This window comes from Lactobacillus laiwuensis, from assembly GCF_019972835.1.
In the GTDB taxonomy this organism is placed as follows: domain Bacteria; phylum Bacillota; class Bacilli; order Lactobacillales; family Lactobacillaceae; genus Lactobacillus; species Lactobacillus laiwuensis.
In genome coordinates, this window is sequence record NZ_BPPB01000001.1 from 19,994 (window position 1) to 39,196 (window position 19,203).

Consider the following 19,203-nt stretch of genomic DNA (forward strand, 5'->3'; position numbering starts at 1 on the left):
TAATGTATTTAGTAGATGAGGAGAAAAAATGACCTTAGTAAATATGAATCAGCTGCTTGAGGTAGCAAGAAAAAACAATTTTGCAGTAGGAGCATATAATGTTTCAAACTTGGAATTAATGAGAACGTCAATTGAACAATGTGAAGCTGATTATGCACCTGCAATTATTATGATCCACCCAACAGAGTTAAGATATTGCAAAGATGACTTTATCAGCTATGTTTTAACTCGTATTCGTGACAGTAAAATTCCTGTGGCACTTCATCTTGACCATGGTGATTCAGTGGATAGTGCAGCTAGAGCAATTCATGATGGCTTTAGTTCAGTAATGATTGATATGTCGGCTGAAGATTGGGATACAAATGTTGCTCTAACTAAAGAAACAGTAACAATGGCTCACAGAGTTGGTGTTTCTGTTGAAGGTGAAGTTGGTACCATTGGTCAGACTGGAGTTCATGTAGAGGGACATAAAAAAGAGGGTATTTATACCACACCAGAAGAAGCTCAAAAATTTGTCGAAGAAACAGGTGTTGATACTCTAGCAGTAGGAATAGGTACCAGTCACGGCATTTACCCTGCTGATGTTACTCCTAAAATTAGAATTGATATTTTACAAAAAATAGTTCAGGCAGTTCCTGACACACCTCTAGTCTTGCATGGTGGTTCTTCAAATCCAGACGAACAGATTGCTGAAGCAGTGAAGAATGGAATTAGCAAAGTAAATATTTCATCGGATTATAAACATGCTTTCTTCGAAAAGACTCGTGAAATCTTATCCGAAAATGATGGCTGGGATCCCAATCATTTGTTGCCAGAAGCAATTGAAGCAGGGAAAAAGGTTATACACCATAAAAATGACCTATTTAATTCTGTTGGCAAAGCCAAATTATATGAGGGTATAGATCCTTGGCGAGCAGATAAAATCTAACCAAAACTAAATTGTTACTTAAAAAGTCTACAGCTTTTTAAAAGTGGTTGTAGACTTTTTATATACAATTCAACACTCAATATATTGTATTGGTGTACAAATTTAGAGTTAACAGTATAATGTATCTTGTAACGAATGAATAATAATATATTTTTTGAGGTGATATAAAATTGCGCGAAGAACTAAGATTTTTGAGTTGCATCGACCATGAGGTACCAATGCAAATAGATATTCCAAATGAAGGAGAAAAATTTCCTGCTGTATTGATGATTCATGGTTTCATGTCTTCCAGGAATAATGATAATCACATGTTAGCAAGAATTAGCAAAAAAATTGTTGAAGCCGGAATCGTTGCTGCAAGAATTGACTTGTGCAGCATGGGAGAGAACCTTTATTCAAGAGAAAATTATGGCATGAAAGTGATGACTGATGAGGTTAAAGCAAGTTTCAAATATTTGCAGTCTTTACCATATGTTGAAGAAAATAACGTTGGCCTTTTGGGTCACAGCCTTGGTGGTCGCTTAGTATTTACTTGTTCGACGTTACCAGCAAAAGTCATAGTTTCTTTAAATGGTGCTATCAATACTTCTGAGCCTCTTGTAATGGCATACGATAAATTGGAAATGGATAATTTAGGTTACTGCATTGTTCATACCAGTAGTGGTGGAGTGGAACTGGTTTACCGCAGGTTTTTTGATGAGTTGAAGACAACTTTGAATGACAACATTAAAAACTTTAAAAATCCGATTTTAGTTGAAGTGTGTACTAGTGATCCTACTTTGGATCCGAATATCAGTCTCAATTTTATTAAAAAATGTCACATGGATAATGTGGATTCATTCACTGTTGAAGATGCAAATCATACTTACAATGTTGAAACTGGTGATTTTACCAAACTTAATGAAGTTATTGATAAGGTCGTGCCATGGATTAGTTCACATATCAAATAAAAACCAGCTTTTTAGTTAAAGCTGGTTTTATAAACACTATTTTGAGCTTAGCTTTAGTCATTAAAGTTAAGCTTTTTTGTTATAACTTTTTAAATATGGTTGGTTCCTCGAGTGCACGCTCTGTCCAAAGTAAAACTTGATTTTGATGAATTTCAATTGGTAAAAGCTCATGCTGATATAATCTTTCTTCCACAAACATACTACCTTTTTCATTAACGATAACAGGATAATCCCACTTGCCAATTGTAACTGTTAGATTACCATCTTTTTCATTTAGAGTGATTAAACCGTAGCCTGGGTTTTGGTAGTCACCTAAAAGGTCATCCTTAGCCACAACATTTTGGGGTGAATTTCCTTTAAGTTCGGTAATATTTGCTTCTCGTGTTGCTAATTTTTGATCAACAATCTGTTTGATTTTGCTGGTCCAATCAATATCTGAAATGCCCATAGCTTCATCAATAGTCTGGTAGGCTAAAGCAAATATTGCATCTGTTGAATCCATATTTGTGGTCGAAACAAAAGCTAGATCAAGATCTGGAACAAAGCCCATGAAAGAGCAGTAGCCAATGTATGAACCACTGTGGTAGAAATATTTGTGTCCGCGGTAATCTTCCATCATCATGCCTAAACCATAAGCACCAAAATTAGCACCGCCGTAAGCACGACTTGGAGCCATAATTGATTGAGGCAAAAAGTGTTCAGCCATAGCATTGCCTTTGTTTTCTTTTTGCAATTTTAACTGGTATTCAGCCCAGGTAAGTAAATCCGAAATAGATGAGAGCATACTGCTGGCTCCGCCAACCTTGCCTGGTGCAATAAAAGGCACTTCTTTAGTGACTTCATTGTCCCTGATATAGGGCTTAATTATATCTTCTCTTGGTGCTTCATGATGGTTAATATAAGTTCTGGTTAAATTAAGGGGTTCGAGTAAATGCTGGTACTCATAAGTACCGTAATCTTCGCCAATTACTTGCTCAAAAGCATAAGTGGCTAAAGCAAAGACCAGGTTGCTGTATTGCATTTTATAACGTAATTCATGGTTAGGCTTTAAATGACCAACATGTTCAGCTTTTTCTTTTAAAGAAAGATCATGCTTGTTCATATTAGTAAAACGCATTAGATCGTGAGCTGGCAAGCCACTCTGATGACTAAGTGCATCCCTCCAGGTTAAATGGTCTTCGGCGTATTTATCTTCAAGCTTAAGCTCAGGCCAGTATTTTTTCAAAGGATCGTCTAAATCGATTTTTCCTGCATCAGCTAATTGACAAACTGCAGTAGCAAAAAATGTTTTGGAAATTGATGCTAAAGGATAAAGACTGTCTTGTTCAGCTTGACCATATACATGACTATAGCTTTCACCTTTGTGATAAACACCAATTCCTAAACTTGGTAAATTAAAAGTAACAATAGCTTTTTGAGCTAAATCGGCAATTTTTTGCTTGTTCATATTCAATTTCTAACTCTTTCTATATTTTTTCCTTAATAAATTATACAGAAGCATTTGTTATTTTACACTAAATAAAAATTATTTTAAATGCTCCTTTAAAATATATGATGATACAATTTGACATAAATGACAAATTTATTAATAATATGAGTAAAACATAATGAAATGAGTGATTTTTATGAAGAAAAGAAGTAAGCTTGCTTCTGCTGGCATTTTGAGTCTAGCCGCCATAATATTGGCAGCCTGTAATAAAAGTGCTAACAATAGTGATGACACTAAGACAGTGAAAAAATTTCCTGTTGAAACTCCTAAAAAGAATGTTAAAGATGGTGGAACTGTGAAAGTTGCAGTTGTTACAGATACACCTTTTTCAGGTATTTTTTCACAAGAACTTTCCTCTGAAGATGTAGACTCAATGGTTGCAGCTCCCGGTCAAGAGACTTTATTCGATAGTGATGATCAATATGGTGTCACTGACAAAGGCCCAGCTACACGTAAATTAGACCCTAAGAAAAAGACAATCACAATCAATATTAAAAAGGGCGTCAAATGGTCTGATGGTAAACAGGTAGTAGCTAAAGATTTTGAATATGCGTATGAGATTTTAGCTAACAAAGATACAGCTTGTCCGCGATATAGCAGCCAGTTTGAAGTCTTAAAGGGCTTAAAAGAATATCACGAAGGTAAAGCAAAAACTATTTCTGGTATTGAAATGCCTGACGGGGAAAATGGCCGTAAAATTGTTTTACACTGCTCAGCTTTAAATCCAAGTATGTCAAATGCTGGCAGTCGTTCGCTTTGGGAAGCAGTTGAACCTTATCATTATTTAAAAGATATTCCTTTTGCTAAATTAAAGTCTTCAGATAGGATCAGGAAGAATCCCTTATTTTTCGGACCGTTTAAGATTGAAAAACTAGTTAGAGGGCAATCTGCAACCTGGGTACCGAACAAATATTACTGGAGAGGGAAACCAAAATTAGATAAAGTTGTTATTTCAGTGGTATCTCCTAATTCTGCTTCTCAAGCAATTAAAAGTCATAAATTTGATATTATTCCTGTAATTAATACCCAGTGGCCACAAGTTAAAAATACCAAAAACGTGAACTTCATTGCCCAAATCCCAATTGCTTATCATTATTTAGGCTTTAAAGTAGGAAAATGGGATGCTGAAAAGAGCAAGAATGTCATGAATCCTAAAGCTAAGATGAATAATAAGGCTTTAAGACAGGCAATAGGTTATGCCATGAATGTTGATGCGGTTAATAAGCGTTATACATATGGTTTAACATTTAGGGTAAAAACTTTGGTTCCCGAAAAGTTTGGTGACTACTTTGATAAAACTGAGAAAGGATATAATTACGATTTAAAAAAGGCAAATCAAATTCTGGATAAAGCGGGTTACAAGAAGAAAGGAAAGTGGCGCGTTCAGCCGAATGGCAAACCTTTGGTAATTCATTTTGCAGCTATGAGTGGAGATACCACACAGGAGCCAATAGTTCAAAACTACTTGCAACAATGGCATAAAGTCGGACTTAATGTGCAATTGTCCACGGGTCGTTTGATTGAACACAATTCTTTCTACGATAAATTGCAACATGATAATAAGGGTGTCGATATGTATCTGGCTGGTTGGTCAACACCTACTGAGCCTTCGCCGCACCCATACTACAGTGAATCAGCACCTTTTAACATGACTAGATTTGTAACAGCAAAAAATAATCAGCTTTTGAATGAAATAAATTCACAAAAGGCTTTTAATCATGATTATCGGGTTAAAAAGTTTCATGAATGGCAAAGATATATGAATGAGGAAGCTTATGTTATCCCAGTTGATAATTCCTATCAGATCTTTGCAGTTAATGACAAGATTTCTGGTTATTCGCTTAAGCCGTCAAAACAAAATAATAACCATCCTTTGTGGAATGAAGTAGGTTTTACTAAATAGAAAGAAGCTGTAAATTTTAATGAGAACTGGAACAAAAATTATAACTTTAGATAATGGCTATCATTTGTGGACAAGTACCCAAGGTGAAGGTGATATTCATTTATTGGCACTTCATGGAGGTCCTGGAGGAAATCATGAATATTGGGAAGACGCTGCTGATCAATTAGCAAAGCAGGGACTACATGTTCAAGTTACTATGTATGATCAATTAGGCTCTCTTTATTCAGATCAACCGGATTATGATGATCCTGAAATTGCAGCCAAATATTTAACTTATGAATACTTCCTTGATGAAGTGGATGAAGTTCGCGCTAAGCTTGGTCTTGATAATTGCTACTTGATTGGACAAAGTTGGGGTGGCTTGCTTGCACAAGAATATGCAGTGAAATATGGTCAACATTTAAAAGGGACTATTATTTCTTCCATGGTTGATGATACTGATGACTATATTGAGTCAATTAACCGTCGTAGACAAGAAATTTTCTCACAATCAGAAATTGACTTTATGCGTGAATGTGAAGCAAACAATGACTATGACAATAAACGCTACCAAGAGGATATTCAAATATTAAATATTAACTTTCTTGATCGGCGACAGCCATGTAAGCTATATCATATTAAGCGTATCGGTGGTTTGCCTGTATACCATGCCTTTCAAGGTGATAATGAATTTGTGGTAACTGGTAAATTAAAAGATTGGCATTTTAGAAAGTACTTAAAGGAAATCAAGATGCCAACTCTTTTGACTTTTGGTGAAGAAGATACTATGCCTCTAGAGACCGCAAAGATTATGCAACGTGAAATTCCTAATTCACGCTTAGTTACTACACCGAATGCAGGACATCATCACATGGTTGATAATCCTGATGTTTACTATAAGCATGTAGCAGATTTTATTCGTGAAGTAGAAGCTGGTACTTTCGTGGGTGATTAAATTCGCTTGTACAAACGATGAAATAAATGTAGTTAAAACAAAAGAAAACGTGAGTCGATTGATTCACGTTTTTAACTTTTTGTTTAACTTCTACCTATTTTGACTCATTTTTATTTACCAATTATTCCGAAGCCACCTAAAATAATTCCGACAATTAAAACAGTAATAATTAGTTTGGTTGAATTCATTTTCTTCTTGCCTAGAAGCCAATAACATACAGCAACTAATAACACTGGAACAAGGGATGGCATAATCTGGTCTAAAATTGTTTGTGCTTTTAAAATGACCTTTCCTGTTTTAAAGACTATTGGTACATTTGCATTAACAACTGTTGGAATTAAGGCGCCCACAACTGTTACTCCAAGCAAAATGGCTGCATCAGTTAGTCTGTTTAATTTATTACCTGCTGCATAAATTAATTTTTCACCTTGCGAATACCCTAAAGGAAGGAATGTAAAGCGTAAAAAAAGAACAATAAAGTTTACTATTAGCCAAATAATTGCACCAATTGGATTCCCTTTTAGCCCCATATATGCCCCAATTGAACCGAAAATTGTTGGTAGAATAACGCCAAAAATTGTATCGCCAACACCAGCAAATGAACCCATTAAACCAGCTTTCAAACCAGCAATTGCTTCTTCAGCTTTTCGACCTTCTTTTTCTTCAATGGCCATGTCCATACCAATTATAAAGCCACCAACATATGCATTTGTGTTAAAGAACTGGTTATGAAGTTTCATAATTGAAACACGATCATTTTTTTCAGGATATAGTTTTTGAATTGTTGGTAACATTGTGTAAAGATATCCAGTCGACATCATTCGCTCATAGTTCCAACAGATTTGACTACTCCACAACCAACGCCAGTTTGCGCGGAATAAATCTTTCTTAGTTAATTTTTGAAAATTAGTCTTCGTATTCACCGAGTTCATTTTCATGTCCTCCTTCAGTTTGATTAATTGGTTCTTCTTTAGTTTTACTTTGCTTGTAATAGATTATTGCCATAGCGACACCGATAATTGCCACACCCAGTATTGGCACCTTGATATATGCTGCTAAAAAGAAACCAATTAATAGGTAAGCGATAAAACGTTTAGTAGGTAAGAATCTAAGTAAAATTGCAATTCCGACTACTGGTAAAATTCCACCGGCTGCGGATAAGCCATTAGTTAGCCATTGAGGCATAGAGTTAACTACAACCTGAATTGTGTTTTTACCAACTAATAACATCAAAAGTACAGGTAGTGCACGTGATAATCCCCAAGGAAACATCCCGTAGATAATATTATGGGCAACGCCTTTTTCGTTATCTTCTTCAATCATCTTATCTACTCGATGTAAAAAGAATGTATTAGTGAAACGGGCCAGAACATCTAATTGAACCATTAAAAGGCCGACAGGAACTGCTAGACCAATTGCAAAGCTAACACCTTTGTTACTCATAACTGCATAGGCAGTGCCGACAATAGCTCCAGTCATGAAGTCTGGCATACTAGCACCGCCATAAGTACCGACACCCAACACCATTAATTGAAGCGTTGCGCCCACAACTAAGCCTGTTTTTATATCACCCATAATAAGTCCAGCTACAAGACCTATTAAGAGTGGATAATTACATAGTATTGCAACTGTCAGTTGGTCAATGATCATCCAAAAAGCAAGTGCTGTTAATAGTAAAATTTGCCACCATGTGATTGCCATTTTAGTTCTCCTTCTTATTTAACATTGAAATAAATGGCTCTTTTTTTTCGTTTGGAACCATTTGATGATAAAATTCAATTCCTTTTTCTGCCATCTGATTAAAGGTAGCAGTGTCCTCGTCAGTAACAGCAACACTTTTAGCAACTTGACGCGCTCCCTGAGACATTGACATGTTACCAACATTTACTGCCGGAAGCTTAACACCAGCAGATACTAGCTGTTCCAGGATTTGCGGCTTTTTAACGAGTAAAAGAACTCTTTGACCATTGTATTGTCCACTATTGATTCGTTCTGCAGCTCCCTTAGCTGTAAGAATACTTAAGTGAATCCCTGCTGGAACAGCTGTTTTTAATGTTGCCTTTTGTACCTTACTGGTAACGATTTGATCGTCAACTACCATAATTCTCGACGTATTAAGGCTTCTAGTCCACATGGTAGCAACTTGACCATGAATTAAGCGCGAATCAATTCTTACATTGACTAGAGGATTACTAGTGTTTACAGGAACAGTTTCTTTATTTGGCGCTGCGGACTGCTTTTTAGGTTTCTTTTTGATATTTTCTTCCATTAATTCAATTGTTTGACTGAGTGCCTCTTCAGCAGGAGTTCCTGTTGCAAGTGATAAGGTCAACATAAGGGAAAGACCGGAATATAGTTTGACGTCAGGATGTTCTGCAATAAAAGTATTTGCTGCGTTTGCTGGTGTCCCATTTGGAATATCAACCAAAATTACGACTTCCTCAGCAGAATCTTGTCTTTTCTGATAAATATCTTCATAGCATTTGATAACATCATCAATGCCCATCGGATCTTTAAAAGAAACTGTTGCGAAATTAGTTAATTCTCCTGTAATCATTTCACAGCTCTTAAGCGTTTGTTTTGCATAGTCACCATGACTTGCTAAGATATACATATAAAAATCACTCTCCTTCAACTTAATGTGTTAATTTGGTTACAAGATAAATGTTAATTCTAAATGAAAGCAATTGCAATAGCTTAATAACAATATTTTATTAAAAGAAGCTATGGACTTTTATATTTCTTAGTGTTTAACTTAATGTGTTAAATACTGAAATAGATTGGGAGGAATAAAAATGGTAGAAGCTTTGGCTAGAATCAAACAATATGAAGATTTGGGGTTAGGCTTATTCATTCATTGGGGATTATATTCGCAATTAGAAGTCGGAGAGTGGACAGAATATATCCATCATCGAGATAAAGCAGCGTATGAACACTTAATTAACAACTTTTCTGCTAAAGATTTTAATGCCGAGCAAATTGTTCTGTCTGCTAAAAAAATGGGTGCTAAGTATATTGTTTTGACAACCAAGCACCACGAAGGTTTTTTCTTGTATGATACCCAGGGGTTATCTGAGTTTGATGCAAAGCACAGTCCTGCCCATAGAGATTTGATTCAAGAATTTATTGATGCCTGCCATAAATATAATGTTCAACCTTTTTTATACATGGCGACATATGATTGGCATAATGAACTGTATGAAACTGACTTCAATAAGTATTTAGATTATCTATTAAAATCTGTTGAAATTTTGTGCAAGAATTACGGTTCAATTGGAGGATTTTGGTTTGATGGTGATTGGAATAAAAAAAAGGCTGATTGGAAATTAGACCGTTTATACGGAACAATCAGAAAATATCAGCCTAACGCAATAATTGTTAACAATACAGGCTTAAAAAACAGAGGAAAGATAAGTAATCCAGAAATTGATGTTGTGACATATGAGCGGAAAACACCAGATCAAGTTAATCATGGTTTCCAAGATAAATATGTCGCAGGAGAAGCCTCAGTAACAATGAATAGACACTGGGGCTATGCCAGAGATGACTTAAACTTCAAATCTACAAAAGAGCTAATTGAAAATATTGTTCATGCTCGTGGCATCGGGGCTAACATTTTACTTAACATTGGCTTAACGGGAACTGGACAAATTCCGCTAATGAATCAAGCGGTTATGGAGCAAATCGGTAAATGGACAAAGATGGCGGGGCAAAGTATTTATACTTCACGGCCTTCTTCCGAAATCAAGGCGAGTGGAAATGATAAAGATATCGCCCTGATAGATGAAAATATTCTATATTTATTTTTACATGATTTAGAAATTGTTGGCGATGATAATGTAGTTTTAGGCGGAGAAGGTATTAATTTACGTTCATTTAGTGGTATATTCAAACAGATAGAAAAAATAACTTGGCTAGATGATCAAAAAGAACTTCCTTTTATGCAAGATGTTGATAGAGGAGCGCTTACGGTGGACATAGGTGGATACACTTATGGGACAGATTGGTGTGTAAGAATAGCCAAGGTTTCCTTTAAATAAAGTCGGTGAAATTGATGTCAAAATATCAAGATATAGTTTTAAAATTGGTTGAAAAGTTAGATAATGGATGGTTAAATCCTGGTGATCGTTTCTATAGTGAAGCAGAAATTAGTCGAATTTATCATGTTAGCTCTACGACTGCAGTAAAAGTTCTAAATACCTTGGAACAACAAAATAAGGTAACTCGAGTCCAAGGGAGTGGTACTTTTGTAGCAAAAGAAGCACATAAGCAGGTTGCAATGCTCACGGATTTGAACTTGGCTGAGGGGCAAACTGAAAGTGTTAAGGTCCTTTCAGCTAAAATAGGTAGCGAAAAAGAAGTGTTACGTAAACTTCATCTTAAAGCAATTAACAATTATCTTGAAGTAAGGCGTTTGCGGTATATTGGAAAAAAGATAAGTCAATATTCAATTAGCTACCTAAATCCTAATTATTTAAATACGGACGATGTGGACAATTTATCATCATTTAATTCAATCTACCAAAAAGTTAGAGATGATTCAAAAATTGATCCCTTTGAATTACCATTTAGGCAAAAAAACTGGGCTAAAACTGTTGCAAATAAAGAAATTTTGAAATATTTTACCCAAAAGCCAACTCAGCTTTTTATTTATCAGGAACGTGAGACTTATTTACCATTAGTTTCTGGTGAATTACTAGAATATGCAATTAGCTATAAGCTACCTGAATATTGGGGTTATGAGGCAACAGCAACTGCCTACCGTCAGTAAGTTAACACTAGGTCAATTAAAAAAAGTGTCTGGGAAAAAAGTGCTCTTTGAAGTTAAATTAAAAAATTTACAATTTAAAAAGACCGACAAATTAACGTTTTATTGACGTGATTTGTCAGCCTTTTTAGTTAGGTTAGAGTTTTTTCCCAGACTCTTTTTTAATTAAAGGTATATTTTCATCTGGTAATTTCACTTTCAGTTTATCTAATGTAAAAGGTTTTTGTAGCGAAATTTGATACGCAGTTAAATGCAAAAATTGTTCATTTTTAAAGTCGGGGTTATACAGTGGATCTCCCACAATTGGGCAGTCAATCGCAGCCAAATGAACCCTAATTTGGTGTGTTCTTCCTGTTTCTAATTCTAATTTAACTAAAGCAGTATTGTTGTCTAAATACTTTAAAATCTGATAATGTGTGATTGACTTTAGACCATTGCTTATTATCTTGCGTTTGCGCTGATCAAGTGGATCATGACCGATTGCTAAATCGATTGTTCCTCTGCTAGCTATCGGTTCATTAACATTGATCACAGCTAAATATTCTCGGTGAAAAAGTTTACTGGTTAATTCGCGATTCAAAATAGGAACAACAGCTGGGGTTTTGGCAACCAGTAGCAGACCACTGGTTAACATGTCTAACCGATGTACAATAAAAGGGGAAAATCCTAAATAGGTGGTACAATCATTCAAAGCTGTATTAGTTTCATTTGAATTAGGATGCGTCTTTTGTCCTGCAGGTTTATTTATAATTAAGAGATTGTCATCTTCATAAATCACTTCAGGATTTTTACCACTTGCTGGATAAGTATGTTGCTTACTTTCAACGTGATTGAGCCAGAGTTCGACTTTATCCTTTGGTTTTACTTTTTGATTAAAATGATAGTATCTGCCATTAATCAGTACTTTTCGTTCAACGCGTAAAAAATGACGCCATTTTCTCGGAATGAGTAATAGACGTAATAAATTATTTACAGAACACGGATTGAGATTTTGGGGAAAGGTAAAGGTAAAATAATAGCTCATAAATATTTGTTAAATCTTTTTGAAAATAAAGGTAATTTCCTTTAATATGATACAATTTTAGTTGTTTCTAAAGGAGCAGATAAAATGGAAAACAATGAACCAAAGAAAAACGGGATAGGTGGCCTATGGCACCGTTTTGATAACCGTTTTTTTATCGGTCGCTGGATCATTTTGATTTTGCTTACCGTGATGTTATTGGTTTGTACTTATTATACCGTTAAAGTTAAAACTTCAAATATTTCAAATTTAAAGGCATCATTATCAGCTACAACTGGTATTTACGATTATAGAAGCCAAAAATCTGGTTCACTATACTCACAAAAAGGTACGTATGTTGGTTATAACAAAATTTCACCTAATGTAAAAAATGCCGTTATTTCTACGGAAGATCGTACTTTCTGGACGAACCCGGGCTTTAGCATCAAAGGCATGGGCAGAGCCGCTTTAGGTTTGATTCTTAATCGTGGTCAAATATCTGGTGGTGGCTCGACTATTACGCAACAATTAGCTAAAAATGCTTTATTAACGCAAAAACAAACATTCTCTCGTAAAGTTGAGGAACTTTTTTTTGCTGTTGAGATAAATCATGTTTATTCCAAAAAAGACATATTAACTATGTACCTTAATAAAGCATATTTTGGCAATGGTGTATGGGGAGTTGAAGATGCCAGTAAAAAATATTTTGGCAAAAATGCCAGTCAGTTGACAATCGGAGAAGGAGCAACATTAGCCGGTATTTTACGTAATCCAAGTAAATATAACCCAATTGATCATATGTCCTACGCTTTGTCTCGGAGGAACCTGATTTTAAATTTAATGGTTGATAATAAAAAATTATCAAGTTCCAGGGCGAAAAGTGAACAAAAAATTGGTTTAACTTTACACGATACTTATCATAATAAAGATGGCTATCGTTACCCTTATTTCTTTGATGCAGTGGTGGACGAGGCAATTAACCGCTATGGGCTAAAAGAAGAAGATGTAATGAATAAAGGGTTGAAAATATATACAACCCTTAATCAAAATTATCAAAGTCAGCTGCAACAAAAATTTGACCAAGGCTATCTGTTCCCACAAAACGCGACTGATGGTACGAAACCTCAGGGTGCAACAGTGGTAATGGATCCCACAACTGGTGCAGTTAGAGCTGTAGTCGGTGGCCGAGGCAAACATGTTTTCCGTGGTTATAACCGTGCTACTCAAATGAAGAGACAGCCGGGCTCTTCGATTAAACCGCTAGTTTCTTATGCTCCAGCGCTGCAACAAGGTTATCACTATGATTCACAGCTTTCTAACAAACTGCAGCGTTTTGGTAAGAATGGTTATCAGCCGCATAACGTTGACAACGGTTATTCTGATAAAATCCCAATGTATTCTGCCTTGGCGCAAAGTAAAAATGTTCCCGCGGTTTGGTTATTAGATCGAATTGGGGTATCTAAAGGAGTTCAATCTGCTAATAATTTTGGTATCAAGGTGCCCAAAGAAGACCAAAATCTTGCTTTAGCTTTAGGTGGACTGTCAACAGGTGTTTCGCCTATTCAAATGGCGCGAGCATATTCGGCTTTTGCCAATAAAGGTAATTTGCCTAATAATTCTTATTTCATCACTAAGATTACCGATGCTAGTGGGAATGTAATTGCTGAAAATCATGATACTGGCACACACCGCATTATTTCGGAAAATACTGCTAAAGAAATGACTACCATGCTATTAGGAGTGTTTGCAGGAGGAACTGGAACATCCGCTCAACCAGCCGGCTATCGAGTTGCAGGTAAAACTGGGTCAACGGAAGTACCAAACTCTTATGGCTTTGGTACTAAAGACCAGTGGATTGTTGGCTATACACCGGACGTTGTGGTAGCAACTTGGGTTGGCTTTGACCGTACTAATCAGCAGCACTTCATGCATGGCGTTTCGGAAACTGGTATTACCAGGCTATATAAGGCTGAAATGGAAAGTATTTTGCCATATACAGCTCAAAATCAATTTAAAGAACAGGCTCCAAAGCAAATTATTCAAAATAACGGTGCAGGTTCTGATTGGACAAAGGGCTTTGGTGATAAAATCGAAAAAGGCATAGGTTCAGCAGGAGAAAAAATTAATGAATGGTATAATGACATTAAAGGACTTTTCGGTCATTAATTAGGAGGAAAAAGATGATTAATATTTATGATTCAGCAAATCAAGTAGCAACTGATCTGCAAAAGCTTGACGAATTTAAGGCTTTAAGTGATGCTATTGCTGCGGTTAAAAACAATGAAGAAAGTACAGCTTTGTTCAAACAGATGGATAAGATGCAGGCAAAGATTATTAATTCACAGTCTGAAGGAAGAGATTTTCCTAAGGACTTAGAAGAGGATTATAAAAAATTAAATGAAAAGGTGCAAAAAGATGCCCAAATATTAAAGCTCTTGCAGGCTGAACAAAGTATGTATAAAACTATTGATGATGTTCAAAAAGCAATTGCTAAGCCAATTAATGACCTTTATGACGGTCTTAGGAATAAATAATAATGAAATTTATCCATTTTGCTGACGCACATTTAGATAGTCCATTTTTGGGGCTATCTTTTTTACCATCTGAGAGTTTTAAGCAGATTCAAAATGCTCCAATGCAATCTTTAACTAAAATTGTTGATCTGGCTCTGAAAGAAAAGGTAGATTTAGTATTAATTGCTGGGGATACTTTTGATAGTTTCAAGCCAACTCCCAGTGCACAAATTTTTTTTGCCCATGAAATTGAGCGACTAGTCAATGCGCAGATTCAGGTAATTATGATTTTTGGTAATCATGATCATATGGCAAAAGAAGACTTGCTGGTCGCTGAAAGTCCCTATTTCAAATTATTGGGTAATGGTGAAAAAGTAGAAACTGTCTCTTATAAAACAAAAAACGGTTTTGAGTATGACGTGACCGGTTTTTCATATTTAGCCAATCATATTAATGAAGACATGGCAGTGCAATTTCCTGCTAAAAGCAATCGTTATACCTTTGGGATCATGCACGCACAGGAAAGAGCTGGTACAAGTGCACAAAATGTTTATGCTCCTTTTAGTTTGAGTGAGTTACAAAATCTCAATTACAATTATTTTGCATTGGGTCATATTCATTTAAGACAAGTCTTGTCCGAAACGCCATTAATTGTATACCCGGGAAATATCCAAGGGCGTCACATTAATGAAACCGGTACCAAAGGTTGCTATTTAGGAACTATTGATGAACAAACAAAACAAACTAAGATTCATTTTGTGCAGACTAATTCTATTACATGGAGTAAAAAAGAAATTGAATTAACAAAGCCAATGACAAAAACAGAACTGGAAAATATGATTATTAATTGTTTGTCCGCAATATCAACTACTTATTTTTGTCTGCAAATTAAGGGTGCTGATTTTTTGAATGAAAAAGAAAAAGAATTGGTTCAAGACAGTGATTTTTGGCAAATGATTTCCAGAAAACTGACTCACGATTCACAATTGGTAGATGTGAGGTTTATTAATGGGGATAATTTAGAAATTGCCTTTAATGATCAAAAATACTTTAAACAGGCTGAAAAAGAAGTTTTTAGTTCTGATCAATTTGCTCAAATCAGTAAAAGTTGGGCTTTAAAATCTGATTATACTGATACTTTAGCCCAAGACCCTGAATTCGCTCAGGAAGTAAAACAACTTGCTGAAGTCAAATTGAATAGTAAATTGAAAGGAGTTAATGGTGAAATTAATTAGAATTCAAATAGTTAATTTTGGTCAATTTTCAAACTTTACTTTTGATTTATCAAATTCAAACATTGATGTTTTTTACGGGGCTAATGAAGCGGGAAAGAGTACCGTCGTTGCCTTTATAAAACAGATTTTATTTGGCTTTCACCTTGCTAACCATAGTTCAGATTTTTTTGAAGACTACAAGCCTTTAGCACAAGTTAGTCCAATGGGTGGGTCTTTATTTTTTGAAAATGAAAATGGTCAGCATTATCAATTAGAAAGACTTTACGCGCATGGTAAAGGGTCAAAAACCGGTACACTGACTGTTAAATGCGATAATCAAGTAGTACCAGAAAGCGTTTTTTTCGATCAAATAAAAAATATTGATGGTAATTTTTACACTGACAGTTTTATTTTTAATCAGGATATGCTGGCAAAAGTTGATCAAATCAAACAGAAAGATTTACTGGAACGCATCTATTATTTGGGTGCAGCTAATAGCGACAGTCTGATAACTTTACGTGATGATTTTGCTAAAAGTGCTGACGCCTTGTTCAAAAAGACTGGTAGAAAGCCGCTTATTAACCAATTGCTGCTGGAAGTTAAAGCTGAAGAAAGTAAAGTTAGTAACTCTGAAAATGAATTTTCTGTTTACCAAGAACTTAATGACAATTTTAAAAAACAAAAAGTTTTGCAACATCAAGAAGAGCAAAAAGAACTTGAATTACAAAAAGAGTATGACAAGTTAGAAAAGATTCAAAAACTTGTTCCCAGCTACGAAAAATTACAAGATTTACAAAATCAAGTTAAAACAATCAACTTTGATTCAGAGCAGTTTCAATCTGCACAAACTTTAACAATGCAGGCTGAATCTTTGCATAAAAAACAACAAAAAATCATAGCAAAGTTAAATGAATATTCTGATGATCCTGAAGAAAATACAGCAGTTTCAAAGCTTATTCAAAAAAAGCCGGAAATATTGCAATGGCAATCAGAATATAGTAACTGCTTGCAAAAAGATGAACAAATTAAAGATGAGCAAAATCAACTTATTGCACTTGATTCAAATCTGAATAAGATTGTGGGAATGGAGCAAGAAGAAATTATTAAACTGCAAGAAGACTATCAAAAACTACCCCAAAAGGAATTGAAGATTGGGCAGAGTAAGAGTGATAATTTTAAGCAATTCCTTCTTTTTGGTGGCGTTATTTTTGTAGTCGGTTTAATTTTATTGTTTATTGCACGAGCTTTTGGTTTTTTAGCTGTTGGTATGGGATTGGCTCTAGTAGTATTTGGTTCTTACCAGCAAAAGCAAACGCAAAAAGCAGTAAAAATTGCCACAGAGCAAAATGAAAAAATAAGGCAACAAAGACAAACCTTTGAAAAACGCTATGGAATTAAGCCCATCAATTTAGATATAAATAATTTAATTAATGAATGGCGACAATATCAAGTATTAATTCAAAATCTAAAAAGAAATGATCAGCGAAAAACTGAATTAATAGGATTAGTCAAGCCGATAGCAGTTCAATTAGGGCATGAACTAAAGCAAACTGTAAATACTTTTGCAGATATTTTGAATGGACTGGATCAACTGACCAAGAAAATAAGTTTAGAACGTTTACGTCGAGAAAAGCAAACTAGCTTGGAAAACAGTTTAGCTGAAAATAAAGATGAACTAACTGAAAATGAAACTAAGCTAAAAATGATTTTGGCAAAGGCTCAAGTTACTAGTTTAGCTGAGTATGAGCAAATACAAAAACAAAAGTTAAAGCAGGATGAAATACAAAACCAGATCGAAGCTCTTAAGACAAATTTGCAAAATGATTTGAGTGAATTAAAAAGTTATGCTAAAAATAAAACGGAAAATCAAACTGAACTCGCAAATTTAAGGTCAAAAATTTCTGCAGTTCATGAAAATATTAATCACTTACAGGGAAAAGCAGCTGAAATAAAAGTCAAAATGGAAAACTTGGCAAACTCAACAGCTGTTTTCGTGGAAAAGCAAAAGCTGGCTAACTTAAAGGCAAGATTGAAAAATTTGAGCGTTGAATATTTGGCTGACCTATTTACCGCCAAATGGATTAGTCGTGCTCTTGATTTAGCTTCGAATGAACGCTTTCCCAAAATGCTGGTTACTGCTAAAGAATATTTGCGACTATTAACGGATAACCGGTATAATAATATTGAAATTGATAAAAAAATAACGGTTATTCGTTTTGATGGTAAAAAAATAGAAGTGCAATATCTTTCACGAGGAACTTCTGAACAATTATACTTTGCGTTAAAACTGGCTTTTATTCAACAAATACGAGATGAAATAAATTTACCTATTTTAATAGACGACTCTTTTGTTAATTTTGATGATCACAGAGTTGATGAAATTGAAAAGCTGCTTCAAGCAATTGCTAGAAACAATCAGGTATTAATTTTTACTGCGCAAACAAGTCTTGTTGATAAATTGCGAATACAACCGCTAACTTTTAAGAGAGGAACTAAAAATGTATAAACGTTTGCTGGATTATAATGATGGCGAAGAACTAGAGTTGGTTGTGCTAATTAAGAATTCTCAATTAAGACATACAAAAAAAGGCAAACTATATTTAGCAATGTCATTTAGTGACTCATCTGGTGAGATTCGCGGCAATTTTTGGGATGCAAATGATCAAGATGCTGCAACATTTAATGCAGGGACTATTGTTGAGCTTGATGGCAAGCGCGAAGAATATCAGGGACAACCACAAATAAAGATTTATAGTTTGCGTGTTGTGGGCCCCGAAGAAGGGTATGATCTTAGGCAATTTATCAAATCAGCTCCTGAAAAAATAGCTGATATGAAAGAAGAAATAAACCAATATGTCTTTGAGATACTGAATCCTACTTGGAACAGAATCGTACGATTCTTATTAAAAAAATGGGATAAACGTTTTTTTGAATTTCCTGCTGGTAAGAGTAACCACCATGCAGTGCGTGGTGGATTAGCCTACCATACTGTATCGATGCTGCGTGATGCAAAAGGTTTAGCTGATAATTATTCGCAAATTAACCGTTCTTTGTTATATGCCGGCTGTATTCTCCATGATATGGGCAAAGTACTCGAATTAACCGGTCCGGCTGCGACTCAATATACAACTGAAGGTAACCTGATTGGACATTTGGTTTTAATTGATGAACAAATCATGCTCGCGGCTCAACAGCTTAAAATTGATTTAGAATCTGAGGACTTGTTGCTCCTACGGCATATGGTTTTATCTCATCATGGTAAATTTGAATATGGCTCACCTAAGTTACCTGCTTTACTTGAAGCCGAGTTATTGCACCGCATAGATGATTTGGACGCATCCGTTTATGCTATCACCAATGCCTTACAGCACACTCGTCCTGGTAACTTTACCGATAATATAATGAGTCAAGGTGGTCGTAAATTTTACAGACCCAAAACAGATGAATCACTAGGAAAGGCTCATAAATTAGAGTAAAAAAAGAGTTCAAGCATGCTTGAACTCT

Annotated in this window: 16 protein-coding genes; 11 read left to right on the forward strand and 5 right to left on the reverse strand. The window is 35.2% G+C overall.

Features of this window, described 5'->3' with window-relative positions; translation table 11 throughout:
* Positions 1-28 precede the first annotated feature (28 nt).
* On the forward strand, positions 29-928 hold the full coding sequence (locus tag LDM92_RS00115) for a ketose-bisphosphate aldolase (RefSeq protein ID WP_223901531.1): 900 nt from the start codon (positions 29-31) through the stop codon (positions 926-928).
* A 218-nt stretch (positions 929-1,146) separates the two neighbouring features.
* On the forward strand, positions 1,147-1,878 hold the full coding sequence (locus tag LDM92_RS00120) for an alpha/beta hydrolase family protein (protein WP_223901532.1): 732 nt from the start codon (positions 1,147-1,149) through the stop codon (positions 1,876-1,878).
* A 79-nt stretch (positions 1,879-1,957) separates the two neighbouring features.
* On the opposite strand, the gene LDM92_RS00125 is transcribed toward LDM92_RS00120, so the two are convergent.
* Positions 1,958-3,325, reverse strand: coding sequence for a serine hydrolase domain-containing protein (locus LDM92_RS00125; RefSeq protein WP_223901533.1), 1,368 nt, complete (start codon positions 3,323-3,325; stop codon positions 1,958-1,960).
* Positions 3,326-3,503: 178 nt separating this feature from the next.
* Here LDM92_RS00125 and LDM92_RS00130 point away from each other — a divergent pair, with 178 nt between their 5' ends.
* Positions 3,504-5,270 (forward strand): oligopeptide ABC transporter substrate-binding protein, encoded by a 1,767-nt coding sequence (locus LDM92_RS00130; RefSeq protein ID WP_223901534.1) that lies wholly within the window; start codon positions 3,504-3,506, stop codon positions 5,268-5,270.
* Positions 5,271-5,289: 19 nt separating this feature from the next.
* Positions 5,290-6,204: a proline-specific peptidase family protein gene (locus LDM92_RS00135; RefSeq protein ID WP_223901535.1), complete on the forward strand. Its 915-nt coding sequence runs from the start codon at positions 5,290-5,292 to the stop codon at positions 6,202-6,204.
* Between the two features lie 110 nt (positions 6,205-6,314).
* Here the strand turns inward: LDM92_RS00135 and LDM92_RS00140 are convergent, their stop codons facing one another.
* From LDM92_RS00140 to LDM92_RS00150, 3 genes are read right to left on the reverse strand one after another with little or no spacing between them, the layout of a single operon-like run.
* Positions 6,315-7,136 (reverse strand): PTS system mannose/fructose/sorbose family transporter subunit IID, encoded by an 822-nt coding sequence (locus LDM92_RS00140; protein ID WP_223901536.1) that lies wholly within the window; start codon positions 7,134-7,136, stop codon positions 6,315-6,317.
* Entirely contained in the window at positions 7,111-7,905 is a 795-nt protein-coding gene (locus LDM92_RS00145) for a PTS mannose/fructose/sorbose/N-acetylgalactosamine transporter subunit IIC (protein WP_223901537.1), read from the reverse strand. Before LDM92_RS00145 ends, LDM92_RS00140 begins: the two co-directional genes overlap by 26 nt.
* Before the next feature lies 1 nt (position 7,906).
* Positions 7,907-8,818 carry a PTS sugar transporter subunit IIAB gene (locus LDM92_RS00150; protein ID WP_223901538.1) on the reverse strand — a complete coding sequence of 304 codons (912 nt, stop codon included), beginning with the start codon at positions 8,816-8,818 and terminating at the stop codon, positions 7,907-7,909.
* 181 nt (positions 8,819-8,999) lie between these two features.
* Here LDM92_RS00150 and LDM92_RS00155 point away from each other — a divergent pair, with 181 nt between their 5' ends.
* Positions 9,000-10,244 (forward strand): alpha-L-fucosidase, encoded by a 1,245-nt coding sequence (locus LDM92_RS00155; protein WP_223901539.1) that lies wholly within the window; start codon positions 9,000-9,002, stop codon positions 10,242-10,244.
* Positions 10,245-10,258: 14 nt separating this feature from the next.
* The gene (locus LDM92_RS00160) at positions 10,259-10,975 is read left to right on the forward strand and encodes a GntR family transcriptional regulator (protein ID WP_223901540.1); all 717 of its coding nucleotides are present in this window, start codon (positions 10,259-10,261) and stop codon (positions 10,973-10,975) included.
* Positions 10,976-11,108: 133 nt separating this feature from the next.
* On the opposite strand, the gene LDM92_RS00165 is transcribed toward LDM92_RS00160, so the two are convergent.
* Positions 11,109-11,996: an RluA family pseudouridine synthase gene (locus LDM92_RS00165; protein WP_223901541.1), complete on the reverse strand. Its 888-nt coding sequence runs from the start codon at positions 11,994-11,996 to the stop codon at positions 11,109-11,111.
* A gap of 84 nt (positions 11,997-12,080) precedes the next feature.
* On the opposite strand from LDM92_RS00165, the gene LDM92_RS00170 reads away from it, so the two are divergent.
* The 5 genes from LDM92_RS00170 to LDM92_RS00190 are packed head-to-tail and all read left to right on the forward strand — an operon-like array spanning position 12,081 to position 19,175.
* Complete coding sequence (locus LDM92_RS00170; protein ID WP_223901542.1) at positions 12,081-14,138, forward strand: PBP1A family penicillin-binding protein; 2,058 nt, start codon at positions 12,081-12,083, stop codon at positions 14,136-14,138.
* A 14-nt stretch (positions 14,139-14,152) separates the two neighbouring features.
* Positions 14,153-14,506, forward strand: coding sequence for a YlbF family regulator (locus LDM92_RS00175; protein WP_187155009.1), 354 nt, complete (start codon positions 14,153-14,155; stop codon positions 14,504-14,506).
* Between the two features lie 2 nt (positions 14,507-14,508).
* A complete protein-coding gene (locus LDM92_RS00180; RefSeq protein WP_223901543.1) occupies positions 14,509-15,720 on the forward strand; it encodes a metallophosphoesterase family protein in 1,212 nt (403 codons plus the stop codon).
* A complete protein-coding gene (locus LDM92_RS00185; RefSeq protein ID WP_223901544.1) occupies positions 15,704-18,205 on the forward strand; it encodes an AAA family ATPase in 2,502 nt (833 codons plus the stop codon). The genes LDM92_RS00180 and LDM92_RS00185 overlap by 17 nt, the downstream gene beginning before the upstream one ends.
* Positions 18,198-19,175, forward strand: coding sequence for a 3'-5' exoribonuclease YhaM family protein (locus LDM92_RS00190; protein ID WP_045928335.1), 978 nt, complete (start codon positions 18,198-18,200; stop codon positions 19,173-19,175). Before LDM92_RS00185 ends, LDM92_RS00190 begins: the two co-directional genes overlap by 8 nt.
* Positions 19,176-19,203 lie beyond the last annotated feature (28 nt).

What these genes read in the sequence shown, in the direction of transcription:
- LDM92_RS00145 (WP_223901537.1), bottom strand. Translation starts at nt 7,905, where the DNA reads ATGGCAATCACATGGTGGCAAATTTTACTATTAACAGCACTTGCTTTT.
- LDM92_RS00115 (WP_223901531.1), top strand. Translation starts at nt 29, where the DNA reads ATGACCTTAGTAAATATGAATCAGCTGCTTGAGGTAGCAAGAAAAAAC.
- LDM92_RS00175 (WP_187155009.1), top strand. Translation starts at nt 14,153, where the DNA reads ATGATTAATATTTATGATTCAGCAAATCAAGTAGCAACTGATCTGCAA.
- LDM92_RS00130 (WP_223901534.1), top strand. Translation starts at nt 3,504, where the DNA reads ATGAAGAAAAGAAGTAAGCTTGCTTCTGCTGGCATTTTGAGTCTAGCC.
- LDM92_RS00150 (WP_223901538.1), bottom strand. Translation starts at nt 8,818, where the DNA reads ATGTATATCTTAGCAAGTCATGGTGACTATGCAAAACAAACGCTTAAG.
- LDM92_RS00165 (WP_223901541.1), bottom strand. Translation starts at nt 11,996, where the DNA reads ATGAGCTATTATTTTACCTTTACCTTTCCCCAAAATCTCAATCCGTGT.
- LDM92_RS00185 (WP_223901544.1), top strand. Translation starts at nt 15,704, where the DNA reads ATGGTGAAATTAATTAGAATTCAAATAGTTAATTTTGGTCAATTTTCA.
- LDM92_RS00140 (WP_223901536.1), bottom strand. Translation starts at nt 7,136, where the DNA reads ATGAACTCGGTGAATACGAAGACTAATTTTCAAAAATTAACTAAGAAA.
- LDM92_RS00155 (WP_223901539.1), top strand. Translation starts at nt 9,000, where the DNA reads ATGGTAGAAGCTTTGGCTAGAATCAAACAATATGAAGATTTGGGGTTA.
- LDM92_RS00160 (WP_223901540.1), top strand. Translation starts at nt 10,259, where the DNA reads ATGTCAAAATATCAAGATATAGTTTTAAAATTGGTTGAAAAGTTAGAT.
- LDM92_RS00190 (WP_045928335.1), top strand. Translation starts at nt 18,198, where the DNA reads ATGTATAAACGTTTGCTGGATTATAATGATGGCGAAGAACTAGAGTTG.
- LDM92_RS00120 (WP_223901532.1), top strand. Translation starts at nt 1,147, where the DNA reads ATGCAAATAGATATTCCAAATGAAGGAGAAAAATTTCCTGCTGTATTG.
- LDM92_RS00180 (WP_223901543.1), top strand. Translation starts at nt 14,509, where the DNA reads ATGAAATTTATCCATTTTGCTGACGCACATTTAGATAGTCCATTTTTG.
- LDM92_RS00135 (WP_223901535.1), top strand. Translation starts at nt 5,290, where the DNA reads ATGAGAACTGGAACAAAAATTATAACTTTAGATAATGGCTATCATTTG.
- LDM92_RS00125 (WP_223901533.1), bottom strand. Translation starts at nt 3,325, where the DNA reads ATGAACAAGCAAAAAATTGCCGATTTAGCTCAAAAAGCTATTGTTACT.
- LDM92_RS00170 (WP_223901542.1), top strand. Translation starts at nt 12,081, where the DNA reads ATGGAAAACAATGAACCAAAGAAAAACGGGATAGGTGGCCTATGGCAC.